At 56.7% G+C, this 19519-nt stretch carries 15 protein-coding genes and 1 pseudogene; 8 read left to right on the top strand and 8 right to left on the bottom strand.

The features are described 5' to 3' along the window. Positions 1-84 precede the first annotated feature (84 nt). The gene (locus tag AC1MEW_RS16145; protein WP_480426996.1) at positions 85-972 is read left to right on the top strand and encodes a LysR substrate-binding domain-containing protein; all 888 of its coding nucleotides are present in this window, start codon (positions 85-87) and stop codon (positions 970-972) included. Between the two features lie 308 nt (positions 973-1280). Here the strand turns inward: AC1MEW_RS16145 and AC1MEW_RS16140 are convergent, their stop codons facing one another. Further along, positions 1281-2561, bottom strand: coding sequence for a haloacid dehalogenase-like hydrolase (locus AC1MEW_RS16140; protein WP_201257624.1), 1281 nt, complete (start codon positions 2559-2561; stop codon positions 1281-1283). A 264-nt stretch (positions 2562-2825) separates the two neighbouring features. On the opposite strand from AC1MEW_RS16140, the gene AC1MEW_RS16135 reads away from it, so the two are divergent. Further along, positions 2826-3596, top strand: coding sequence for a DeoR/GlpR family DNA-binding transcription regulator (locus AC1MEW_RS16135; protein ID WP_480426994.1), 771 nt, complete (start codon positions 2826-2828; stop codon positions 3594-3596). A 558-nt stretch (positions 3597-4154) separates the two neighbouring features. After that, positions 4155-4652 (top strand): nuclear transport factor 2 family protein, encoded by a 498-nt coding sequence (locus AC1MEW_RS16130; protein ID WP_480426992.1) that lies wholly within the window; start codon positions 4155-4157, stop codon positions 4650-4652. Between the two features lie 163 nt (positions 4653-4815). Here the strand turns inward: AC1MEW_RS16130 and AC1MEW_RS16125 are convergent, their stop codons facing one another. Together AC1MEW_RS16125 and AC1MEW_RS16120 are read right to left on the bottom strand one after the other, a co-directional pair. Next, entirely contained in the window at positions 4816-5820 is a 1005-nt protein-coding gene (locus AC1MEW_RS16125; RefSeq protein ID WP_201257622.1) for a quinone oxidoreductase family protein, read from the bottom strand. A 36-nt stretch (positions 5821-5856) separates the two neighbouring features. Then, a complete protein-coding gene (locus tag AC1MEW_RS16120) occupies positions 5857-6744 on the bottom strand; it encodes an alpha/beta hydrolase family protein (protein ID WP_201257621.1) in 888 nt (295 codons plus the stop codon). Positions 6745-7007: 263 nt separating this feature from the next. Here AC1MEW_RS16120 and AC1MEW_RS16115 point away from each other — a divergent pair. Next, a pseudogene (locus AC1MEW_RS16115) lies at positions 7008-7345 on the top strand (transposase); the annotation flags it as partial. Positions 7346-7644: 299 nt separating this feature from the next. On the opposite strand, the gene AC1MEW_RS16110 reads toward AC1MEW_RS16115, so the two are convergent. Continuing rightward, a complete protein-coding gene (locus AC1MEW_RS16110) occupies positions 7645-9171 on the bottom strand; it encodes an MFS transporter (RefSeq protein WP_480426988.1) in 1527 nt (508 codons plus the stop codon). A gap of 192 nt (positions 9172-9363) precedes the next feature. On the opposite strand from AC1MEW_RS16110, the gene AC1MEW_RS16105 reads away from it, so the two are divergent. Then, positions 9364-10233, top strand: coding sequence for a LysR family transcriptional regulator (locus AC1MEW_RS16105; RefSeq protein ID WP_480426986.1), 870 nt, complete (start codon positions 9364-9366; stop codon positions 10231-10233). Between the two features lie 172 nt (positions 10234-10405). Here the strand turns inward: AC1MEW_RS16105 and AC1MEW_RS16100 are convergent, their stop codons facing one another. Then, complete coding sequence (locus AC1MEW_RS16100) at positions 10406-12376, bottom strand: APC family permease (protein ID WP_480426983.1); 1971 nt, start codon at positions 12374-12376, stop codon at positions 10406-10408. A gap of 1078 nt (positions 12377-13454) precedes the next feature. Between AC1MEW_RS16100 and AC1MEW_RS16095 the strand changes: the two genes are divergently transcribed. Both AC1MEW_RS16095 and AC1MEW_RS16090 read left to right on the top strand, forming a co-directional pair. Then, on the top strand, positions 13455-14462 hold the full coding sequence (locus AC1MEW_RS16095) for an HAD family hydrolase (RefSeq protein ID WP_480427257.1): 1008 nt from the start codon (positions 13455-13457) through the stop codon (positions 14460-14462). A gap of 552 nt (positions 14463-15014) precedes the next feature. After that, a complete protein-coding gene (locus AC1MEW_RS16090; protein WP_201257617.1) occupies positions 15015-15392 on the top strand; it encodes a c-type cytochrome in 378 nt (125 codons plus the stop codon). A gap of 266 nt (positions 15393-15658) precedes the next feature. Here AC1MEW_RS16090 and AC1MEW_RS16085 read toward each other — a convergent pair whose 3' ends face one another. From AC1MEW_RS16085 to AC1MEW_RS16075, 3 genes are all read right to left on the bottom strand, one after another. After that, positions 15659-16525 (bottom strand): SDR family NAD(P)-dependent oxidoreductase, encoded by an 867-nt coding sequence (locus AC1MEW_RS16085; protein ID WP_201257616.1) that lies wholly within the window; start codon positions 16523-16525, stop codon positions 15659-15661. 2 nt (positions 16526-16527) lie between these two features. Further along, positions 16528-17226 carry a pirin family protein gene (locus AC1MEW_RS16080; protein WP_480426979.1) on the bottom strand — a complete coding sequence of 233 codons (699 nt, stop codon included), beginning with the start codon at positions 17224-17226 and terminating at the stop codon, positions 16528-16530. Positions 17227-17355: 129 nt separating this feature from the next. Then, entirely contained in the window at positions 17356-18258 is a 903-nt protein-coding gene (locus AC1MEW_RS16075) for a pirin family protein (RefSeq protein ID WP_201257614.1), read from the bottom strand. A 256-nt stretch (positions 18259-18514) separates the two neighbouring features. Between AC1MEW_RS16075 and AC1MEW_RS16070 the strand changes: the two genes are divergently transcribed. Then, positions 18515-19426: a LysR family transcriptional regulator gene (locus AC1MEW_RS16070; RefSeq protein ID WP_201257613.1), complete on the top strand. Its 912-nt coding sequence runs from the start codon at positions 18515-18517 to the stop codon at positions 19424-19426. Positions 19427-19519: the final 93 nt, after the last annotated feature.

The raw sequence follows: 19519 nt of genomic DNA, 5'->3' as shown, positions 1-19519 counted from the left end.
TTGATGGAGGAAAACTATCAAGTCGCAACCATTCCGAATATCAGATTTAATTGCATCAATCATCCCGAATTAGTGGACTATTGAATGCGCCGCCCAACCTTCGATCTCGACGTATTGCGCACCTTCGTCACCGGCGTGGAGTTCAACAGCTTTGCCAAAGCGGCGGATCGTCTCGGTCGGTCGACATCTGCCGTAAGCGCTCAATTGAAGAAACTCGAGGAGCAGATCGGTACGCCGGTCCTGGCTAAATCCGGTCGCGGACTGGTCTTGACCCCAACAGGAGAAACACTGCTCAGCCATGCCCGCCGGTTGCTGGAGCTGAACGATGGCATTTTCCAGACCTTGCATGAAAGCCAGACCGCCGGGTCCATACGCCTCGGGCTTCAAGAGGACTTTGGGGAACATTTCCTGAGCGATATTCTGCGACGCTTCGTCCAGACTTACCCGAGGGTGAGTCTCGAAGTCAGGATCGCCCGTAATGCCGAACTGCTTGCTCTGGTCGAAAGCGCAGATTTGGACCTGGCCCTGACCTGGGACACCGGGCACATGTCGCCCTATGCCACGCGTCTGGGCGCAACACAGATGCACTGGATCGGAGCCCGCGATACGCCACTGTTGACTGCCCTTGATGACTCACCGCTGCCATTGATCATGTTCGACGCGCCTTGCATATTGCGCAGCGCCGCCACCCAGGCGCTGGATGCCGCGCAAATACCCTGGCGGATCGCCCTGACCAGTCCCAGCGTCGGTGGTATCTGGGCGGCCGTCGCCGCCGGATTGGGTCTGACGCTGCGAACCCGCATCGGGCTGCCGAGCCATCTCACCATTGTTTCTGGCTTACCCCCCTTGCCAAGCCTTGGCTATGTGCTTCACAGCGGTGGCGAACACCCAACACCAGCCACCCAACAATTGGCCGCATTGATCAAAACGAGCCTGCAAGAACAGGCGTTTCGTTTCACGATTACGAAGTAATCGAAGGCACCCAAGGGTTCAATTCGAGCAATACGGATGGAGAATAACGAAGCACTGAGGCTGTGGGCCAATGACGGCGATGGGTCAATTGGAGTCTTTCACGACAAGCGTCAATCGGCCACAAGCGGCCTGTGGGGTGCGCCTCGGAAATCTGGGGAAACTCACAATTTTTACTCGACGCTACTTATTGAATCACTCGGGTGGGTAGCGGTACCGATTTTCCGGCGCAGAATCATCATTTGCGCAGATACAGGCCGTGTTGGACTGCGGCTCGCGGATGGCCGTCGACCACCCGCGAGCCAGTGCCATCACGCCAGCAGTTTAAGCTCGTCTTTACCGTACTTGAGCGATTTCTCGTCTGGAATCATCAACCCAGTGTGCTCATCGCGCCCTTGCAGGACGAAGCGGGCGTTCGGGCTGCCCAGTTGGGTCGCGGCCTGCTGGCTGTCGGCGCCGATCTCGCCCTTCTTCATGCGGTTGACGATCACTCCCACCGCCGTATCGTTGAAGTCGCGCAGCATCCAGGCATCGCCATCGCTGTCGCCAGCCACCAACACCGGGCCATAGCCCTTCTGTTTAACCAGCACGTTTTTGATGCCGACGGTCTTGCCCGGACCGTAATTGAAGTGCCAGTCTGGCTGATAGCGACTGGTGTACTTGCCTTCTTCCATCGCCAGGCGCAGGCCGATCACGTTCTCAGGCGGCACGCCATATCCGTAATGGGGATTGCCCGCGAACACGCGTACCACATCGTCGATCGAGGCAGTGCTGATATAGACGTCGATGCCGTTGGCGCGCAGCGTGTGCATCAGGCCGCGGATTTCCTCATGGATGCGGATGCCATGAAAGTGCGTATCCGCCACCACCCCGGCCTTGCCCGGCAATGTGCGTGAACTCTCGTACTTGACCTTGCGCAGCGCGTCGCCGATGGCGTAGTTGTTGGAGGCCTGCGCCATCGCCTGCAATTCAGCCGTGGTCATGTTCTTGTAGAAGTACAGAATCCACTTGTAGCCGATATCCACCGGGTAACTGTCGCAGATCGCGTCGTACATGAAGTAGAGCTTGGCGAGAAAATCCTTGTATTGCTCGCTGGCCTGGATGTCCTCCAGGCTCTTGTCGCCGGCGAGGCCCTTGTAGTTGGCGTGCAACCAGCGGTAATCCGCTTCCACATCGCTGGCGATGTCTTCCATCTTGACCGGCTGGCCGTCCACCGTGGTGTAGTCCTTCATGAACGCGCCGTTCGGCACGTCCTGGCGCAACACGGCGGCGAACTCATCGGGCGTCAGCTTGTACTGCAAATGATTGATCTGGTAGACCAGCAACGCTTCTTCACAGTCGTTCATGATGCAAGTGTTGTCCCAGTCGAACACCGCGTACGGGCGCTGCTCTGGGCGGTATGACGCGCTCTTGACGCCGTGCTGGTCGATCACTGCCTGTAGGCGCTTCAGGTTGAGCGGCGACCAGCGCGCCGGGTCCAGCTCGCTGGGCGTGGCTGGGGGCGTGGCAGCTTGCGTTAGGCGGGATGACAACAACAGCGGACTGACGATGGAAACGGTGGCGAGGGTGTTCAGAAACTGGCGACGCTGCATGGCATAGCTCCTACTTCTAGACGAGAGGTTACAACCGAGGCGATGGCGAAAGCGTGTTTCGAAATACAGACGAGGGGAAGAACCCGTCCGGCCACGAGGCTATCTCCAAATACACAAAAAAACAATAATGCCTCAACATTACACAAATATGACGCGCAGACCTTGCCGACCCAATGATCATGGGGCCGCGCCAAACTTGACAGCGACCGACGCCCCTCCACAATGCGTGCTCGGACAGCGACTCAAACAGCAGGGACACCCGGTATGTGGCAAGAAGAGCGTTATCAGCGGATCCGCGCACTGCTATCGACCTTGCAGCGCGTCACCACCGACCGCATCGTCACGGAGCTGAATGTTTCACGCGAGACTGTGCGGCGCGACCTGGTCGCTCTGGAAGAACAGGGAGAGTTGAAGCGGATACACGGCGGCGCCATCTGCGTTGAGGACGAAGCGCCAATCGCCGAGCGGGCGCAAAGCAACGTCAAGTTCAAGCGCGACCTCGCGCGCGCCGCGGTCAGCCTGCTGTCGCATGGGCAGACGGTGTTCATCGACGCGGGCACTACCACCGTCATCCTTGCCGAAGAGTTGGCCAAGCTGGGAGGGCTGACCGTGATCACCAACTCGTTCAACGTGGCACTGCAACTGCGCAACCCCTCCGCGTCGGGCGGCCAGCACAACGAGGTGCTCGTACTGGGCGGTTCACTCGACGACCGTGCGCCGGCGACGGTCGGCAGCACCACGGTGGCGGAAATTGGCCGCTATCGGGCCGACTTCGCGCTGTTGTCGCCGGTCGGCATCGACGCCCAGCGCGGTGCCAGCAACTACGACCACCGCGAAGCCGAAGTGGCGCGCGCCATGGCCGACAATGCCGAACACGTGATCATCCTCGCCGATTACAGCAAGATTGGCGTGGAGAGCCGCGTCGCCTTCTGCCCGCCAGAACGCATCGACGTGCTCATCACCAACCACAAGGCCAGTACCGAAACGGCGTTCGCCGCACTGAACGCCAAGCTCAAACGTATTGTCCTGGTGTAGCGGTGGCTTGGTGGTTGCAACAGGAATTGACGCAGTGTGATGCGCAGGTGCAGCGCAACCGGGTAGATCTTGCACGATGCGACTATCGGCGCTGGCAAACTGACCGTAACTGTACCAGCTGCGAACGCCTGCAATGGGTCGGTTTCAGTCCTTCGCGACGGGCAGTAATCGGCCAGAAGCGGTCTCTCGCTACCCCACGCCTTTGATCGATGTCGTGCCGATTCTATCTCTCACCTTCCACAGTCCATCTCCCCGGTTCAATTGGTGAGGTGTATTAGTCTGACCGACCAAAAGAACCAAGCATCGAGAGAGTTTTTTGATGTCTACAGAAACGACCCTGAAGGACATTTTTGACCACCAGGAGCGCTTGAGGAATGCCGACCGCGAGCTTCGTGTCGCGCAACACGGTCGCCCGTTCGGGGTCCAGCGTGTTGTGGCTGGTTTCTCGTTATACTTACCGGCAGCACACCGCCGTAAAACCAGATCAGACACCCTCGGCAACGAGTCGGCTTCACCGCCACCCCGTCGCCTATGGGGACTTAAGAGGAGCATCGCCCCGTGAAGTCGATTATTTCTGCACTTCTTGCCAGCATCCTTCTTGTACCGGTCATTTCGTTTGCGGAACAGTCGAGCGAACCGACAACTCATCAACAGAGCCATTCGAAGCATTCGGCGGAAGCCAACAAGAAAATTGCTCTTCGCGTATTAACCGGAGCATTCGTCGATCGGGACCCAAGCGTTGTCGATAAGTACTTCGCACCGGATTATATCCAGCACAACCCTTCAATCCCGAACGGCCCGGCAGCGATAAAAGAGTTGATCTCGAAATTGCCGAAGGACTTTTCCTATCAGCCGGGCATGGCGGTAGCTGAAGGCGATTTCGTGATGGTTCACGGACGCCTCTTAGGCTGGGGACCAAAGCCAATGGTCGTCGTCGACATCTTTCGTTTGAAGGGCGGTAAGGTGACCGAACATTGGGACGTCTTGCAGGAAGAAGTCCCGGCGTCGGCCAGCGCCAGTGGCAACTCCATGTTTTCTTCGTCGGAAGCGAAGTGATCGGCGTGTCGATGAACACGAAGATCACTGGCTGATTCTGATCGGTAAAGGCGGTAAGCGCGCGAAGGTTACGTTGCCGCCGTTCTCGCGACTGGCCGAAATCGCCCCTGATAAAGTCGGGGATATCTGATGACACGTGCTTCAGGAGCAGCGTGGTGCTTCATCAAATAATCGTACTCATTACTACTCGGCCGAAGGGGCGATCTTCGACTAGATAACGTACAGCTTCAGCGGCTTCGGTTAGCGGAAACACTTTGGCGATCGTTGGCTGTAAGGCTCCCGCAGCGAGGAAGTCAATACATGCCTGCTGGGCGGCCTCCACTGTCTCGGCACTGAAGATCCCCGGTTTGAACGTAAAGCCGCGAATCTGAGCACCTTTCCAGATGATGTCGGTCACATCAACAGCCGCATCCCGCCCTCCTGCGTAGCCCGCGATTACCAGCATGCCGCCGAACGCGAGCGATCCGAGCGCCGCCTTGGTGAGCGAGCCGCTGATGCCATCGACCACAACATCGACTCCCTTGCCATTGGTCAGACGCATGACGCCATCCTGGAGCGCCTCACGAGACAGGTCGATCACATGTTCGTAACCTGCGACCCGGGCCTGCTCAGCCTTTAGCGTGGTACTTGCCGTAGAGATCGCCATGGACGCGCCAAGATGCCTGGCGATCTGCACGGTCTCCATGCCTACGGCGCCTCCTATGCCCGGGGCCAGAACCGTCTGGCCAGGCCTGAAGTGCGCAAACTCGGTCAAGGCCAGATAACCGGTCAGGTATCCGGCGCCGGCCAGGAACGCCGCTGCATGATTATCATCGACGTTGACCGGGACCCGCTTGAGCCCTGTGGCGGGCAGAGCGATCAACTGACGCCAGGTACCATCGACTGTCACGCCAAAACCTTTCCCGGATACGAATACCCGGTCTCCTGCTGCCAGGTCGGGACTTTTGCTTTCGAGCACGACACCTACACCGGTCTGACCGCCGATGCGAGGCAGATTCTCTGGTGTTGCGGCATAGAAATGCCCTGACCGGAGTGTATTGTCGAGCGGATTGATGCCAACCGAATGCATCTCCACGAGCACCTCGCCATCGATTGGTTGAGGGCGTGGCAGATCGACAATCCGGTTTTCCTGGTAATCACCATAGCCTTGGTATTGAACAGCTAGCATGGTCATGCTCCTGTATGAACATGATGGATACCGGGATCAGCGAGTGTGTTTCTTGACGAAGGTCGCTGTCGTCGAAATCAGCTCGTCGATCTGCTTCTCGTCTTTGCTCATGTTGAAGAAGTGATCCATGGGCCGGACAAGCAACTCATGTTTTCCAGGGTGATAGCTGATAAAGCTTTTCCCGAGGGTTGGCTGCGGAGAAACGATGTCGTCGTTAGTGCCAACGGCGACGAGCAGTGGTCCCTTGTACCGGGTGATCTCGGCGGCGGCATCGAGGGTCATCAAGCTGACAAAGAACGCGGATTTAAGCGAGACCTCGCCACCACCAGGCATTGCCAGTACGACAGGGGTGTCGCCACTGTGCAACGCTTCCTTGATCTTCTCGGCGCCCCAGAGCAGCGGGAAAGCAGCGCCCATATTAGTCGCGGGGTTCCAGAGTGCGACCGCGTCGAGTTTATGCGGGGTCCGTCCTGCTACAGCAGCACCAACTGCTCCGCCCATGCTCCATCCAACAAGCGCCATGCGGCTGGCATCGACGCGCTTGGATTTGGCCAGAAAGTCGAGCGCAGCCAGCCCATCCTCAACATCCGTATCGAGTGTTCCGTCGGTCTTGGCACCATCACTGTCGCCGTCAAAACGGTAATCAATACGGAGGCTGGCAATGCCTTGTTCGGCCCAAAGACGTGCGGCACGGGCAAAAATACCTTCATTTACAGCCGGAATGATGTGCTCATCCCTACTGCCCCCGAAACTGTGAAGTAACAGGATTACTGGGGGCTTCTTAATGCCGTCGGGCAGGTTCAGAGTGCCGACGACGTTCATTCCCTCAACGGAGAAGGTGACTTTTTCTTCAGCCGCAGACGCAAAATATGGGGCTGTAACCAGGCTTGCGAGAAGGACTATGCGGGTCAAGAAAGTAGGCATTGGAGTGATCCTCAGCTAGACGGGTAAAGGTTTAATTCTTGGGCTGGGGGGCATCGCCCAAAGATGCAGTCGGCGCTCCGAGCAGTCCGATGTTGAGGTAATCGGCGATGAAACGATGCGATCACCATTCGGTAGGCGTATATCGCTCGCCCGAGTTACGCTCGTCAGTAACGAGTACCTCATAGGACGATGTTGAAGGGGGGGGACATATCGTTCGCTCCTGTACCTTACGCTGCGGCGGGCTCGACGGCGCATCCTGGGAAATGATCAAGGATCGCCTCACTCAGAATCAGAGAAGCGGACGTCCATGAAACAACCGACTGATGCTCAACGCCGTACTCTGCGTGATGTGTTCTGGTGCAGCTTGGCGTGACATGCCCGAACGATTTTTGCCCTTGGTCAACGATCTATCAACGCCTCCGGGATTGGAGAAATCAGGGCGCGTTTGACCGGATTCTCAAACGCTTGACATCAAGCTCAACGAGCAAGGGCTGATCGATCTCAACGCCTGGATGATCGACTCCACAGCAGTACGTGCCACTCGTGCCTCTTCAGATGCAGAAAAAAGGGGGCCTGAAGAACTTTAGACCACGCGCTGGGTTCTCGCGCGCAGTCATACACATTTGCTTTCGGGCGCTCTACCTGGCCTGCTGTTGGCCGAGGCTGTGTAGAAACGTTTAACGGTCAAAACCACAACGAAAAGCGCATTCCTGCGCAAATTTCAGGTCTCTGACTATCCAAGCACTGGCGGACTTCACGTAGCAACGCAGATGTCTAAACAGTGCCTGCGTTTTTTACACAGTCTGGGCCGTTTGCTGCCAATCACCACCGGCAGCTTCGGATCGAAACGGTCTGTCGTGACAGGTAGCGATCGGCCAGAAGCCATCCTTCGGTTTACAGTCACTGCTGAGAATGAATGGCTTTGCCCGAACGGAAGACCCACCAGCTCGCCGCCACCAGCACCCATGCAGCAAGACCGCCATACAGCATCACCCAGCCAAACCCATTTGCCAAAGCCGCGTTGGCGACATCGGTCGCAATCGTAGTCCCTTGGCCCGGCAGAGCGAACACGGCAGTGTTGCCGGCAGAAATACTCTGCGCCAGCAACCTCAGTTGCCCGTCATCGAACGAACCCGATAGCTGGTTGCGCAGGGAAGACAGAATACCTTCCACCAGGATGAACCCCATAAGCGCGATATTGATTGCAAGACTGATCATGCGGGCGCTGATATCGATTCCCGATGCCATGCCGGCACGCTCACTGGGCACCGATCCGGTGGTTGTATTGGTGACTGGCGTGTTGGTCAGCCCCAGTCCAACCCCGGCGATCAGGCAGCCTGGAAGCATCGTCAACCAGCTGGCATGCGCGACACTGCTGCCCCATTTCATCAACAGGAACCCCAGACCTATGGTGAATAAGCCTGCGGGAATGACTACGTCTGGTCGATAGCGCAGCGCCAGCCGTTCGCCTAGCGGGGGGATAACCAGCGTCGGCAGTGTATAGGCCAGCAGAGCCAGACCGGTGCCGACACTGGCGTAGCCCAGGCCATTTTGAAAGTACAGAGGCAGGTAAATCATGAATGGCCAGAAGCTGAAATTCATGCCTGCCGACCCTAGCAACGCACCCGAGAATCGGCGAATGCGCAATACCGAGAAGTCGAACATGGGATCGACATGGCGGCGCTGCACGGCAGCAAAGACGATCACACTGACTATGGCTACAACCAGGCTTGCGATGGCCGAACCGCTGGAGAAACCCGTCCCCGCGCCCTGCGTGATGAACCAGGAAAGACCTAACACTGCCAGCGACAGCGAAATAATGCCCAACACATCCAGCCTGCGACGCTGCGGATCGACTGACTCGTCAACACCGACAATCACCAGCGCCAACGCGAGCACGGCAATTGGCGCATGCACCAGGAACACCCATTCCCAGCTCGACAACGCCACGATCGCAGCGCCGATAATCGGACCGAACCCCAAGCCGATGCCAAACACGATCCCCCAGGCACTGAAAGCTCTACCGCGCGCAGCTCCCGACTGGAATCGGTGAGACAACACTGCCACCTGACAGATCAGCATGGCGCCGCCGGACATCCCTTGAAGGAATCGGCTTGCGATCAATACGCCGGCGCTGTGCGCGAATCCACAGCCCAGTGAGGTAATGCCAAACAGCACCAGGCTAATGATAAACACCCGCTTGCGCCCATACCGATCCGCCAGTGTGCCGATGGCCATCAGCACCGTGGTGCAAGCGATGGTGTAAGCATTCATGATCCACTGCATTTCTTTGAAATCGCTGCGCAGAATCGATTCAAGCGTGGGCAGGATTACCGGCACACTCGAGATTTCCAGGCCAAACATCAATGAGGCCAAGCAAACGGCGGCTATTGTGAAAACATCTTTTTGCGACGAGGAGAACGGCATCGTGATCTTCCAGATCAAGTTGATGGGCGCTGGCAAGACCGCCCTGAACGCCGTCAGGGGAGCGACGCAATAGCTACGCCAGCGTCACCTGGCGCAAGTCCAAGTGACCGACCGCATTCTGGAAGTAATTAATAAATGACAGAAATGATTTAATTTCGTAAGTTTTATTAATATTCGTCATGAGTTGAGCTAATGGACTTCGACCCAGCGCTGTTGCGCGCTTTTGTCGCGATCAACGAGACCGGTAGCTTCACCCGTGCCGCCGAGCGACTGCACTTGAGCCAGTCAGCAATCAGTCATCAGGTCCGGCGCTTAGAGGAACAGGCCGGCACCACACTGCTGATACGTACCACCCGGCATTTGACGCTGACAGAAGATGGCGAAGATTTTCTACGCCATGCCGAACACGTCCTCAACGCTCAAGACGCCCTCTCCCGGCGCTTCGAAACGTCATCGGTATCCGGGGCCGTGCGCTTCGGTACACCGGAAAACTTTATCGGTGACGGCCTGCCGTCGCTACTGTCTCGGTTCGCCAGACAATTTCCCGCAGTACGCCTGGATGTAACCGTCGGCACCTACCTCGATCTACGCGCGCTGGTCGATGCCGATGGGCTCGATCTGGCCGTGGTCATGGCATTGCCTGGCAGTCAGGCCGGCGGTACCGTACTGCGCGAAACCCGGTTTGTCTGGGCCGCAGCGCAGAGTTTCGACTTTACCGGCGATGCGCCTTTGCCACTGGCATTTGCACCAGCGCCCTGCGTGCACCGTCAGGTGGCCGTAGAGGCATTGAAAAGTTCTACCGTGGATTGGCGAGTCGCCTTTACTTCGCCAAGCCAACAAGGCCTGCGGGCAGCGGTATTGGCGGGGCTTGCCGTTACCGCTCTACCGCTGGAAGATCTGGAACCCGGCATGGTTGTGATTGACGGTCAATATGGCCTGCCCCCACTGGTGGAGGCTGATTTCCGACTCGTCTGGAGTGTCACCGGAAAGACACCTGCGGCCAGCGCATTTGGGCAGTTGCTGGTGGAGATGCCTAAGTCGCCCCTAGCCCACACAACCTAACTGTCACGGGCAATCCTGGATAAGTGCCCTGCCGATTGAAAATGACTGCCTGGAGTCGATTTCGGTCAGTCGTGACAGGCAGAAGTCGGCAATAGCGGACATTTGATGCTTTCCTCCAAAGGACAGTCCAACATCAGAGTTATTCGTAGAATTTGCCAATACTGTTTATCAATTAGTGAAGCTTGATCGGCAAAATAACCAATGGAATACCTTCAAGATGCAGCCTGCGCTGCAACACCAGGGGCGTCTGGTTGTGCAACCACTCGGTAAACCACCAACCTTCCGGCAGAATGAGTTTGCTGCTGAAGCAAACACACTCGGGTAAACGCGAAACGACGTCTTTCAGCAGCCGTTCCAATTCTGCGACCGGGTCAATTCCATAGCCGATCTGACGAGTAGCACTGACGCCACTGTTGGCACAAAAGGCCTCCAGTTGATTCATTGACTCATCCAGCCGGGTTCTTTTTTGTGGCGTCGTATCAAGCGGGCCCAGCACATCGCCTTCAACTTTGACGATTCCGATGAAGAGGACATGTTTGAATCTGCCCGGGAAAAGTCTCTGCACCCATAAAAACGTATGGATCCCCGCCCCCCAATGCTCCGTGGCAAGAATCACCGCCGTCGGGCTATCCAGTGGCGGCGCCATCCCTCGGACGTTCACTATCGCTTGAGCAGGTAAGGTGAAGTCTGTATCCATCCGTATGCGCAACTTTTCCACCCGGCGGTAGTGGCGTCGAACAAAGGCGCAGCCAGCGACAATGATCATCGTCAAACATAACGTTACCCACCCACCTTCAAAGAACTTCTCGGTCAGCGTCACCAGCAGAATTCCAGTCGCCACCGTGAAACCTGTGGCCGCAATGAATATCCGGCTGACCCAGAGACTGTTGTGCTCATGTCGGTGCTGCCACCAGTAACGACAAAGCCCGGCCTTGGCCAGGGCAAGACTCAAAAACACGTTGATGCTGTACAGGACAACAAGCAGTGCGAGCGAGCCACGCGACAAGACCAGAACGGCCAACGCGCAGCCGCCTACGAAGACCACTCCATTCTGTCTGACCAAGCGGCTGGAGAGATTGCAGAAACGATGGGGCAGCCAGGAGTCGGCGGCCATATTTCCGAGCAGCGAGGGCGCAAAAATCAGGATGGAGTTGGCCGCGACGAAGAGGATTGCCCCTTCGAGTGCAAGGGTGAGCAAGAGCAGTGCGTTACCGACGTTTGGGTCGATCCCCAGTTGGTCGATGATCGCTTTGAACACGACCGCATTTAACGTCTGCCCATAGGTCGGTTGAACGCTCCACAAGGTGTACAAAAGGACCATGCCGCCAGCGGTGAACGCCAGTGAGATGCCGACATAGAGCAACGTCGCTCTGCCGGTTCGGACCCGAGGTTCGGCCAGCAGGTTAACGTTGTTGGCGATGGCCTCAGGCCCTGCATACGTACTTCCCCCCAAGGAGTAGGCACGTAAAAACAACGCCGCGACCATGGGCCAGCCGATGTCCTGAGAAAGGGCCACGGTGTCAGTCGTACTCTGCACCCACGTAGTGACCAGGCCGCCAGCCTTCGACACGATGCCATAGATAATCAGGGCTCCGTGCATCAACAGGAAACCCAGTGCGAGTGGCAACAGAAACCGTATCGAATCCCGAATTCCACGCATGTTCAAAACGATCAGCAGCAGGACCAGGCCGATCTCGATCAGCAGCTTATGGGCCTGGGCTTCGGGCGCAAGCAAACTGAACAACGCATCAGTACCGCTCACCACCGACACCGCAATGGTCAACACATAGTCGACGAGCAAGGCGGAACCGGCCACCACCCCCAGCCGGCGTCCCAGTAGCTTCGACACGATCTTGTAGTTCCCGCCGCCCGAGGGAAACAGTTCGACGACCTGGCTATAGGCCAACGACAGGATGAAAACCGTCACCATGGTCGCCAGTGCGAGAAACAGCCCCAACTCAGGGTGAGCACCCAGTGCGAGGTAGGCTTTTTCCGGGCCGTAACTGGCAGAAGACAAACCATTGGCCCCCAACCCGGCCCAGGCCAGCAGCGCGACCAGTAAAATATGACGGCGCGCATCAGGCGCCAGAGGGTCACGTGGAGGCCCGATGATCCAGCCAGGTACTCGTTCCAGTTTGAGCATAACCGCCACCTTGCGCTAATCGAGTGCACGTCCGGCACCCGGCGGATGAGTCCATTGTCAGTGATGCAGTGCTCACAACGAGAAGTTGACTGACCTTGCGACACCTGAACCTGAGTGTAGCTACCGTTCCAGTAGATCTATTGATCCACTGGTTACTCACAGAGGGAGTCAGGAGAAGAACAGCAGGACGGGCATAAAAAACAATGCCTGAGGCATTAACTGTTTACGCGTTCTTTACGTAAGTGCATATAAAAACAATGTCGTCGTTATTTGGGCAGGGTCGGCGCACCTATACTCAAGTTGTTAGAACCAAGTTTGAAAGTCCGCTACTCCGATAAAGTGACCCCAAAACGTTTACGGCACATCAATAAACCATATTGATATCGGCGACCGGTCTGATTGTTGACACATCCAGACCGCCCGCCCCTTTTTTACTTCAGTGTCGAGAGTTCCTTTGCACAGGCCCGATAGACCATATCGGGTCAACTTCGGTCAGTCGCGACAGGCAGAAGTCGGCCAAAAGCGGTCATTGCTGCCACACTACGTTTCAGTCCTCTCAATTCACTAGCGGGTTCGCTAGCAGTGTCCATTGCTCCATCAACGCATCGCGTACTCGTAGTCCTGCGGGAACGGGGTGCGCGAGGTCGGCTTGAATGAGGCAGGCGAAAATGAGCAAATGCTTATCCTTTATTGCCCATCCGACAACCCTGCCGTATCCATAGCTTCACACTACTTCGGACTTCAATTCGAAAATCGGCCGCGCCTGTTTTACCGTGAATATGCCAACCAACCGGACGTAAGGTGATTTGCTCGTGCAGGAGCTGCGCAGACCATCGAATGCGCTGTAAAGACCGGTCTTTTTTGAGGAAGAGTTGAACACTGCTTTTTAGTCAAAGATGAAAACGGTGACGTCACTTTGGCGCGACCATTGGCGATCTGGCTCACAACAATAAAACATCCATTGATGCCAGCGACAGCATTGCCACCCTAATGGCAATTTTGGCCTTGCACCCTATGCTCGTATAGGCCTCGCCGGCGCGGCGAGCAGCGCGTGACACCCCCCTAAGGAATGAACATGATGAAAGCGATCACCTGTTCACACTGGCTTCGATACATGACCCTAGCTTTGCTGATACCTGTTTATGCACAAGCCGCAGAACCGTTAACCTCCTGGAATGACGGCCCCTCGAAAGCTTCAATTACGACCTTCGTCCAAGCCGTGACCACGGATGGCAGCAAGGACTTCGTACCACCTGCAGAACGCATTGCCGTGTTCGACAATGACGGCACGCTGTGGAGCGAGCAACCAATGTATTTCCAGGTTCTTTTCTCCCTGGATGAAGTCAAGCGCCAAGCCCCACAACATCCTGAATGGAAGGAAACGCAGCCCTTCAAGGCCGTACTCGAAAACGATCACCAAGCACTTGCTGCAGCTGGCATGGACGGTTTGTTAAAAATCGTCGGTGCCACCAACACCGGTATGACCACCGAAGCCTTCACTGCCAATGCCAAGGCCTGGTTGGCCAAGGCAAGGCATCCAAAAGCTGATAAGCCGTATACCGAGATGGTCTTCCAGCCCATGCTGGAATTGCTCAACTACCTGCGTGCCAACGGCTTTAAGACCTATATCGTCTCGGGTGGCGAGGTAGCCTTCATGCGCGCCTTCGCCGAAGAGGTCTACGGCATCCCACCAGAACAGGTAATTGGTACGACATTCCTGACCCAGTTCCAGCCGGGCGATGGCAATCCCACTATCCTGCGATTACCCAAACTTGTACATAACGACGATGGTCCGGGTAAACCTGAGAGCGTCGAATCGATAATCGGTCGACGCCCACTATTGGCCTTCGGCAACTCCGATGGAGACCTCCAGATGTTGCAATGGACTGTCGCCGGCAATGGCAAGCGCTTCGCAGGGTTGGTACATCATACCGACGCGAAACGTGAGTGGGCTTATGACCGGGAATCCAAGATTGGCACGCTGAACAAAGCACTAAATGAAGCGACCACAAAGGGGTGGACAGTCGTTGATATGGCCAAGGACTGGAATCGCATCTACCCATTCGACTCCCATCAAGACAATTGATCAGGACAACGGTATCCATGAGTAACGCTCAATCGACATCGACCCACCAGGTAGCGGGTCGGTGCAGTAGCCTTTGTCGTGGCCAAGGATCTGCCTTGGCGACTTGGCCTCGCATGCGCTGCCGCTACTCGCCATTTTGGCAGTGCAGATGATCGCGATGGCGGGGAATTCGTCGCTAGTTTTCTGCCTCACCAACGTCAGCTTAGGGTCGATAGCTGCCTGTCACGAAGGACTGCAATCGACCGAGGCTGTGTAAAAACGTTTTAGGGTCGGTTCAACGGTCAAAACCAGAACGAAAATCGCGTTCCTACGCAAATTTTAGGTCTGCTGACTAACCAAGCACAGGCAGACTTTACGTAGCAACGCAGACTTCAAAGCGGCGCCTGCGTTTTTACACAGCCTCGGCCAGAAGCGGTCACTGGGATGCGCCTGGAAAACGAGTTGATTCATGGGCATCAGAAATGACTGTGTGTGCCGATACGATGGCTGATATCTTTCCCGCGCATCAAATCGCGTCCAATCGACGCTGATCCATCAAGGAAGATAAAAATAATGAAAATATTATTCATCGCTTCGCTAGGAATTTTATCGCTAATTCAAACATCACTATCCTTCGCGGATAATGTTAATGGGAAAAATCTCTATTTGCAGAGATGTACCATGTGCCACGGAATAGATCTCAAAGGAACAGGACCATTGGCTAATAAAAGCAATCCTCCTACACCTGACCTTACAACATCCGTTTTCAAAAAACGATTAAATGATTATCCGGGCGTTATTGTTTCATCAATAATACTTCGTCCAAATGGAGACTTGATTCCAAGAACTTTGCAAGAGAATGGTGTAAAGCTATCGCCGTACGCTTGGAGGATTAATGATCTGCGCGATTTAAATCAATACATGAGTGGTGTGATTTCAAAAAATCGATGATTTTGAGATGAGAGGTAGGCACAGAAATCTAAGAGCCATTTCAGGTTTGAGGGCTTGCGGGGCAATGCCGGTGAACCCGTCGACTTCTCGCGGGCACATCGCTAATGAACATTCTCGGATTAATACAAGTTCGGGCGGCTCTTCGCATCTAGCAGCAATCGACTGCGGTCGTGACAGGTAAATAACGGCCAATAGCAGACCAGTTTGACGAACAAGAAAGCGGACCCAGAAGGTCCGCTTCGCCCGCTATTCAGCGACAAGCTGAACTAATCACAATCCATACCCGTTAACACTGCGCTGTCACGCCACAGTTGCTGCGCAACATCCTCACGACGAGCGAGTTCGGATGGCTCGGGCCAAGTCAGTTCACCTCTCACCAGAGACGCATACAGACGCCCCCTCGGCGGCACAATCCGCCCCAACGCAAGGTCGGCCAAGACTTCTCCGGCCTGCATGCGCATGCCCTCGGCGAAGTAAGGACTCAATGCCATGGCGGGTGCCGGAAGCGCCCCCGCAGGCAAGTTGCGCCCTAGGCCGGTGCCGGGAATATATCCAGGGTTATAGGCGATAACCCGCAAACGCCGAGCCTTGACCACGGAGGATGCCGCGAAGGCACGGGCCGTCAATAGATTGCACAGCTTCGAGGTGGCGTAGGCGCGAAATCCGGACTCGAACGCCACGCTGGCATGCGCCCCTTTTTGAAGGTCCAGATGCGCCAGTTGTTGTGCATCGACAAATGAAAACGGGGCGACCGGGCTGAACATCGGGTCATGGGTATTGCTGGTGGTCATCACCACAATTGCATTACGCGCCAACGACGGCGCAAGAAGCCGTAAAAGCAGATAGTGGCCCAGGTGATTGACCGCAAAGGTGGTTTCGTAACCGTCCACCGTGCGGGCTGCGGCGGGAAAGCTGAGCCCTGCATTGAGCACCAGGGCATTGATTTTTCTCTTGCCCAGCGTGTCGAGCACTTGCCTGGCAAATTGCCTGATACTTCCCAGACTTGCCAGTTCCAGTGGCAAGCGGGTTTCCCGCCCGCCAAGGATGAGTTGGGTGTCGGGGGACGCGTTCAACTGCTTCGCGGTCGCTTCCCCCAGACCAAAAGTCCCGCCGGTCATGATGATCGTATTCATAGTCAAAACACCTCGACCAGTAGCACTTCGGTATCGTCGATGGCTTCGATAATGAGCCGGGTCTCCTGAGTCAAGGCAATACCGTCCCCCGCTTCGACCCTTTCTCCGTTGACTCTCACCGTGCCGAGCGTCGGCACCAGATAGCCCTGGCGAGTGATCAAACAATCATGGCTCAAGCACTGGCCAGCCTTGAGTGTCGCCCCGAGCACACGTGCATCGGCGCGGATGGGCAAAGCGTTGTCATCGCCAGGCATCCCGCTGGCCAGTACCGCCCATTGGCCGGTCCGATCAGACTTTGGAAAAGGACACGAGCCCCAACGGGGTTGTCCGCCACTTTCGCGCGGCCGCAACCAGATCTGGAACAGCCTCAATGGAACGCTCCCTGCGTTGCGTTCTTCATGCCAAATGCCGGTGCCGGCACTCATTACCTGCACGTCCCCGACCTCAGTGCGGCCTTGCCCGCCCGCACTGTCTCGATGGGTCACCGCGCCTTCCAATACGTAAGTAACGATCTCCATGCTTTCATGACCATGCATGGGAAAACCGCTGCCGGGCGCAATCTCGTCGTCGTTCCAGACCACAAGCGCCCCTAGCGGACGGTGAGCGGGATTGCCGTCGGCAGTGACGTTGAAATGATGCCTGGCCTTGAGCCAGCCATAGTCGCCACCACCGAGGTCGGCCTTGAATCGATGTTCTAACATTTAAGCTCCTGAAACAGAGGCGTGGCAGGGTTCCAGCCGTGTGCTGGATGCCTTGCTGCCCGGATTCAACAGATAGCGGTCACCGCAGCCGGAACAGGCTTTCAGGCCGAGTTCCACCGGGTGCCTGGGTTATTTGAAAACGGGCACAGCAGCAGACTCACTTGGGTTTTGCAGGTACTCACGGAGCCGAACGCCAATCTCGGCAATTTTTGCCTCTCCCGCACGCAAGGCTTGCGGGTTGGTGTGAACCGAGTAATTTCCCAGCACAAGTTCATAGGGATGAGGCATCGCTGAACCGATCACGAAGACCGTATCCTTGTGCATCGCCTTCAGCGTAACGGCACCGTCACCTGGCTCGAAGATGACCATTTCCCCCGCGTCGACCAGGTTGGGTGCGCAAAGAGCACCTCGACTGACACTCAACCACAATGACTCATGCCCACTGGGCGGAACATAGGTCCAGGACTCCCCGGCACGTAACGTGACCAGCAAGTAGTTCATTCCAGCAGGCGCGCGAACTGGACTTTTGACCCCTTGGTAGGTTCCAAGAATCACCCGCGCAGGCCCCACTTCAGGCATCACGCTCGACTCCAGGTATTGGCTGTCGACATTCGCGTTTTCCAACGCGGGCGGTAGTGCCACCCAAAGTTGAAAACCTTGAATCCGCTTCGATGTCCCTACCGACATCTCCTTCCCGTGCCAGACCCCGCCTCCCGCCCGCATCCATTCAACGCCACCATAGTCAATCGTCCCCGCGCCCGATTCAGCCTCCTCGAAGCGCAAATTACCTTCGGTAATAACGGTGACAGTGGCGATCCCCGAGTGCGGGTGCATTGGCATGCCGCGAGTGAATGAACTCTCACCTTCAAACAGATCAAGGAAAACGAAAGGTTTGACCAAATGGCCCAGATCTGAAGGACTCATCAGTCGAACAATAGGACCGTGCCCGCTACCTGTGGTGCGGTAGCTGATTGCGCGGTGAGTAACGGTTTCGCGTGTAGAACCAATGTGAGGTTGTGGCTGAGGGGTCATGATGATTACTCACAGGAGAGTTGGAGAAATGAACGCCACGACGCAGAGAAGAGAACATGCACACCCCAGACGAAATGGCGCTGCGCAGGAAAAGCGGAGGAAGAGTGAGTCATGGCAAATCGATCTCCTGCAAAGCCTGCTGTGCGGAGTGGGGAGCCTCGCGGCCGGATGCCTGAAACAATAGGGCCACGCCGATTGCTTTATTAGCCGATATAATTGGATTGCACTCGTCCACCAGCGCCAGGAATCACCCGCCATGATCGACCTCAATGACATCGCCATGTTTGTACAGGTGGTACGCAGCGGCAGCTTTGCAGAGGCGGCGCGACGACTGGGCATGCCTCCCAATACCGTGAGTCGCCGCATCCAGCAGCTCGAAGCGCGTCTCGGTACTCGGCTGCTGCAACGCTCCACCCGCAAGCTCACGCTCACCAGTGCTGGCCAAGGCTTTCATGAGCGTTGCGCCGGAGCGGTCGATGGCCTGGTCGAAGCTGGGCAAGAGTTGATGACGGGCAGCAGCGAGCCCAGTGGCCTGGTGCGCGTGGCGGCGCCGGCCGACTTCTTCGACTTCTTCCAGATGGAGTGGGTGACCGAGTTTCTGGCCGCGCATCCGCGTGTGCGGCTCGACTTCGTGCTCAGCGATGCGAAGGCCGACTTGATCGCAGAGCAGATCGATGTCGCTTTTCGCGGCGGGTCCTTGCGCGATTCCGGCTATGTCGGTCGTCAGATCCTTGACCCCGGCAGCATCGGGATGGTGGCAAGTCCCTCTTACATCGCGGCGCGCGGCTCACCCCGCACGCTGCAGGACCTGGAGAACCACGATTGTGTGATCTCCGCGCACCCCAGCGGCCACGCCACCTGGCGTTTGGTTGGCCCAAATGGTGAGGAAGAAGTTCAAGTTGTCGGGCGATTCAGCGGCAATACCGCGCAGGCACTGCGCAAGGCCACGGTGGCCGGACTCGGCATTGCGCTGCTCCCGCCTGTGATGGCCAAGCTTGAGGTACAGGCCGGCGTGCTCGTCCCGGTGCTGCCTCAATACCAGCCCAACGGCTACGGCATGAACGTGCTATATCCGAGCCGCCGGCAACTGCCGCTCGCGGTATCGGCGTTCATCCGGTTGGTGATCGAGAAGATGAATGCGGCAGACGCACCGCAGGTGTATCGATAGCGAGTCGCGGCAGGGCCCCTGCCCCATTGCATTTGGGGAAAAGAGCCATGGTTTCATTCGTGAAAGGCCCGGTGGACGAAGCATCCACCGGAC

This window comes from Pseudomonas sp. ASL4 (assembly GCF_056680395.1).
This window is presented reverse-complemented; position numbering and strand designations above follow the sequence as displayed.

What these genes read in the sequence shown, in the direction of transcription:
- AC1MEW_RS16135 (WP_480426994.1), top strand. Translation starts at nt 2,826, where the DNA reads ATGTGGCAAGAAGAGCGTTATCAGCGGATCCGCGCACTGCTATCGACC.
- AC1MEW_RS16120 (WP_201257621.1), bottom strand. Translation starts at nt 6,744, where the DNA reads ATGCCTACTTTCTTGACCCGCATAGTCCTTCTCGCAAGCCTGGTTACA.
- AC1MEW_RS16095 (WP_480427257.1), top strand. Translation starts at nt 13,455, where the DNA reads ATGAAAGCGATCACCTGTTCACACTGGCTTCGATACATGACCCTAGCT.
- AC1MEW_RS16140 (WP_201257624.1), bottom strand. Translation starts at nt 2,561, where the DNA reads ATGCAGCGTCGCCAGTTTCTGAACACCCTCGCCACCGTTTCCATCGTC.
- AC1MEW_RS16125 (WP_201257622.1), bottom strand. Translation starts at nt 5,820, where the DNA reads ATGCTAGCTGTTCAATACCAAGGCTATGGTGATTACCAGGAAAACCGG.
- AC1MEW_RS16110 (WP_480426988.1), bottom strand. Translation starts at nt 9,171, where the DNA reads ATGCCGTTCTCCTCGTCGCAAAAAGATGTTTTCACAATAGCCGCCGTT.
- AC1MEW_RS16075 (WP_201257614.1), bottom strand. Translation starts at nt 18,258, where the DNA reads ATGACCCCTCAGCCACAACCTCACATTGGTTCTACACGCGAAACCGTT.
- AC1MEW_RS16145 (WP_480426996.1), top strand. Translation starts at nt 85, where the DNA reads ATGCGCCGCCCAACCTTCGATCTCGACGTATTGCGCACCTTCGTCACC.
- AC1MEW_RS16085 (WP_201257616.1), bottom strand. Translation starts at nt 16,525, where the DNA reads ATGAATACGATCATCATGACCGGCGGGACTTTTGGTCTGGGGGAAGCG.
- AC1MEW_RS16080 (WP_480426979.1), bottom strand. Translation starts at nt 17,226, where the DNA reads ATGTTAGAACATCGATTCAAGGCCGACCTCGGTGGTGGCGACTATGGC.
- AC1MEW_RS16100 (WP_480426983.1), bottom strand. Translation starts at nt 12,376, where the DNA reads ATGCTCAAACTGGAACGAGTACCTGGCTGGATCATCGGGCCTCCACGT.
- AC1MEW_RS16070 (WP_201257613.1), top strand. Translation starts at nt 18,515, where the DNA reads ATGATCGACCTCAATGACATCGCCATGTTTGTACAGGTGGTACGCAGC.
- AC1MEW_RS16105 (WP_480426986.1), top strand. Translation starts at nt 9,364, where the DNA reads ATGGACTTCGACCCAGCGCTGTTGCGCGCTTTTGTCGCGATCAACGAG.
- AC1MEW_RS16090 (WP_201257617.1), top strand. Translation starts at nt 15,015, where the DNA reads ATGAAAATATTATTCATCGCTTCGCTAGGAATTTTATCGCTAATTCAA.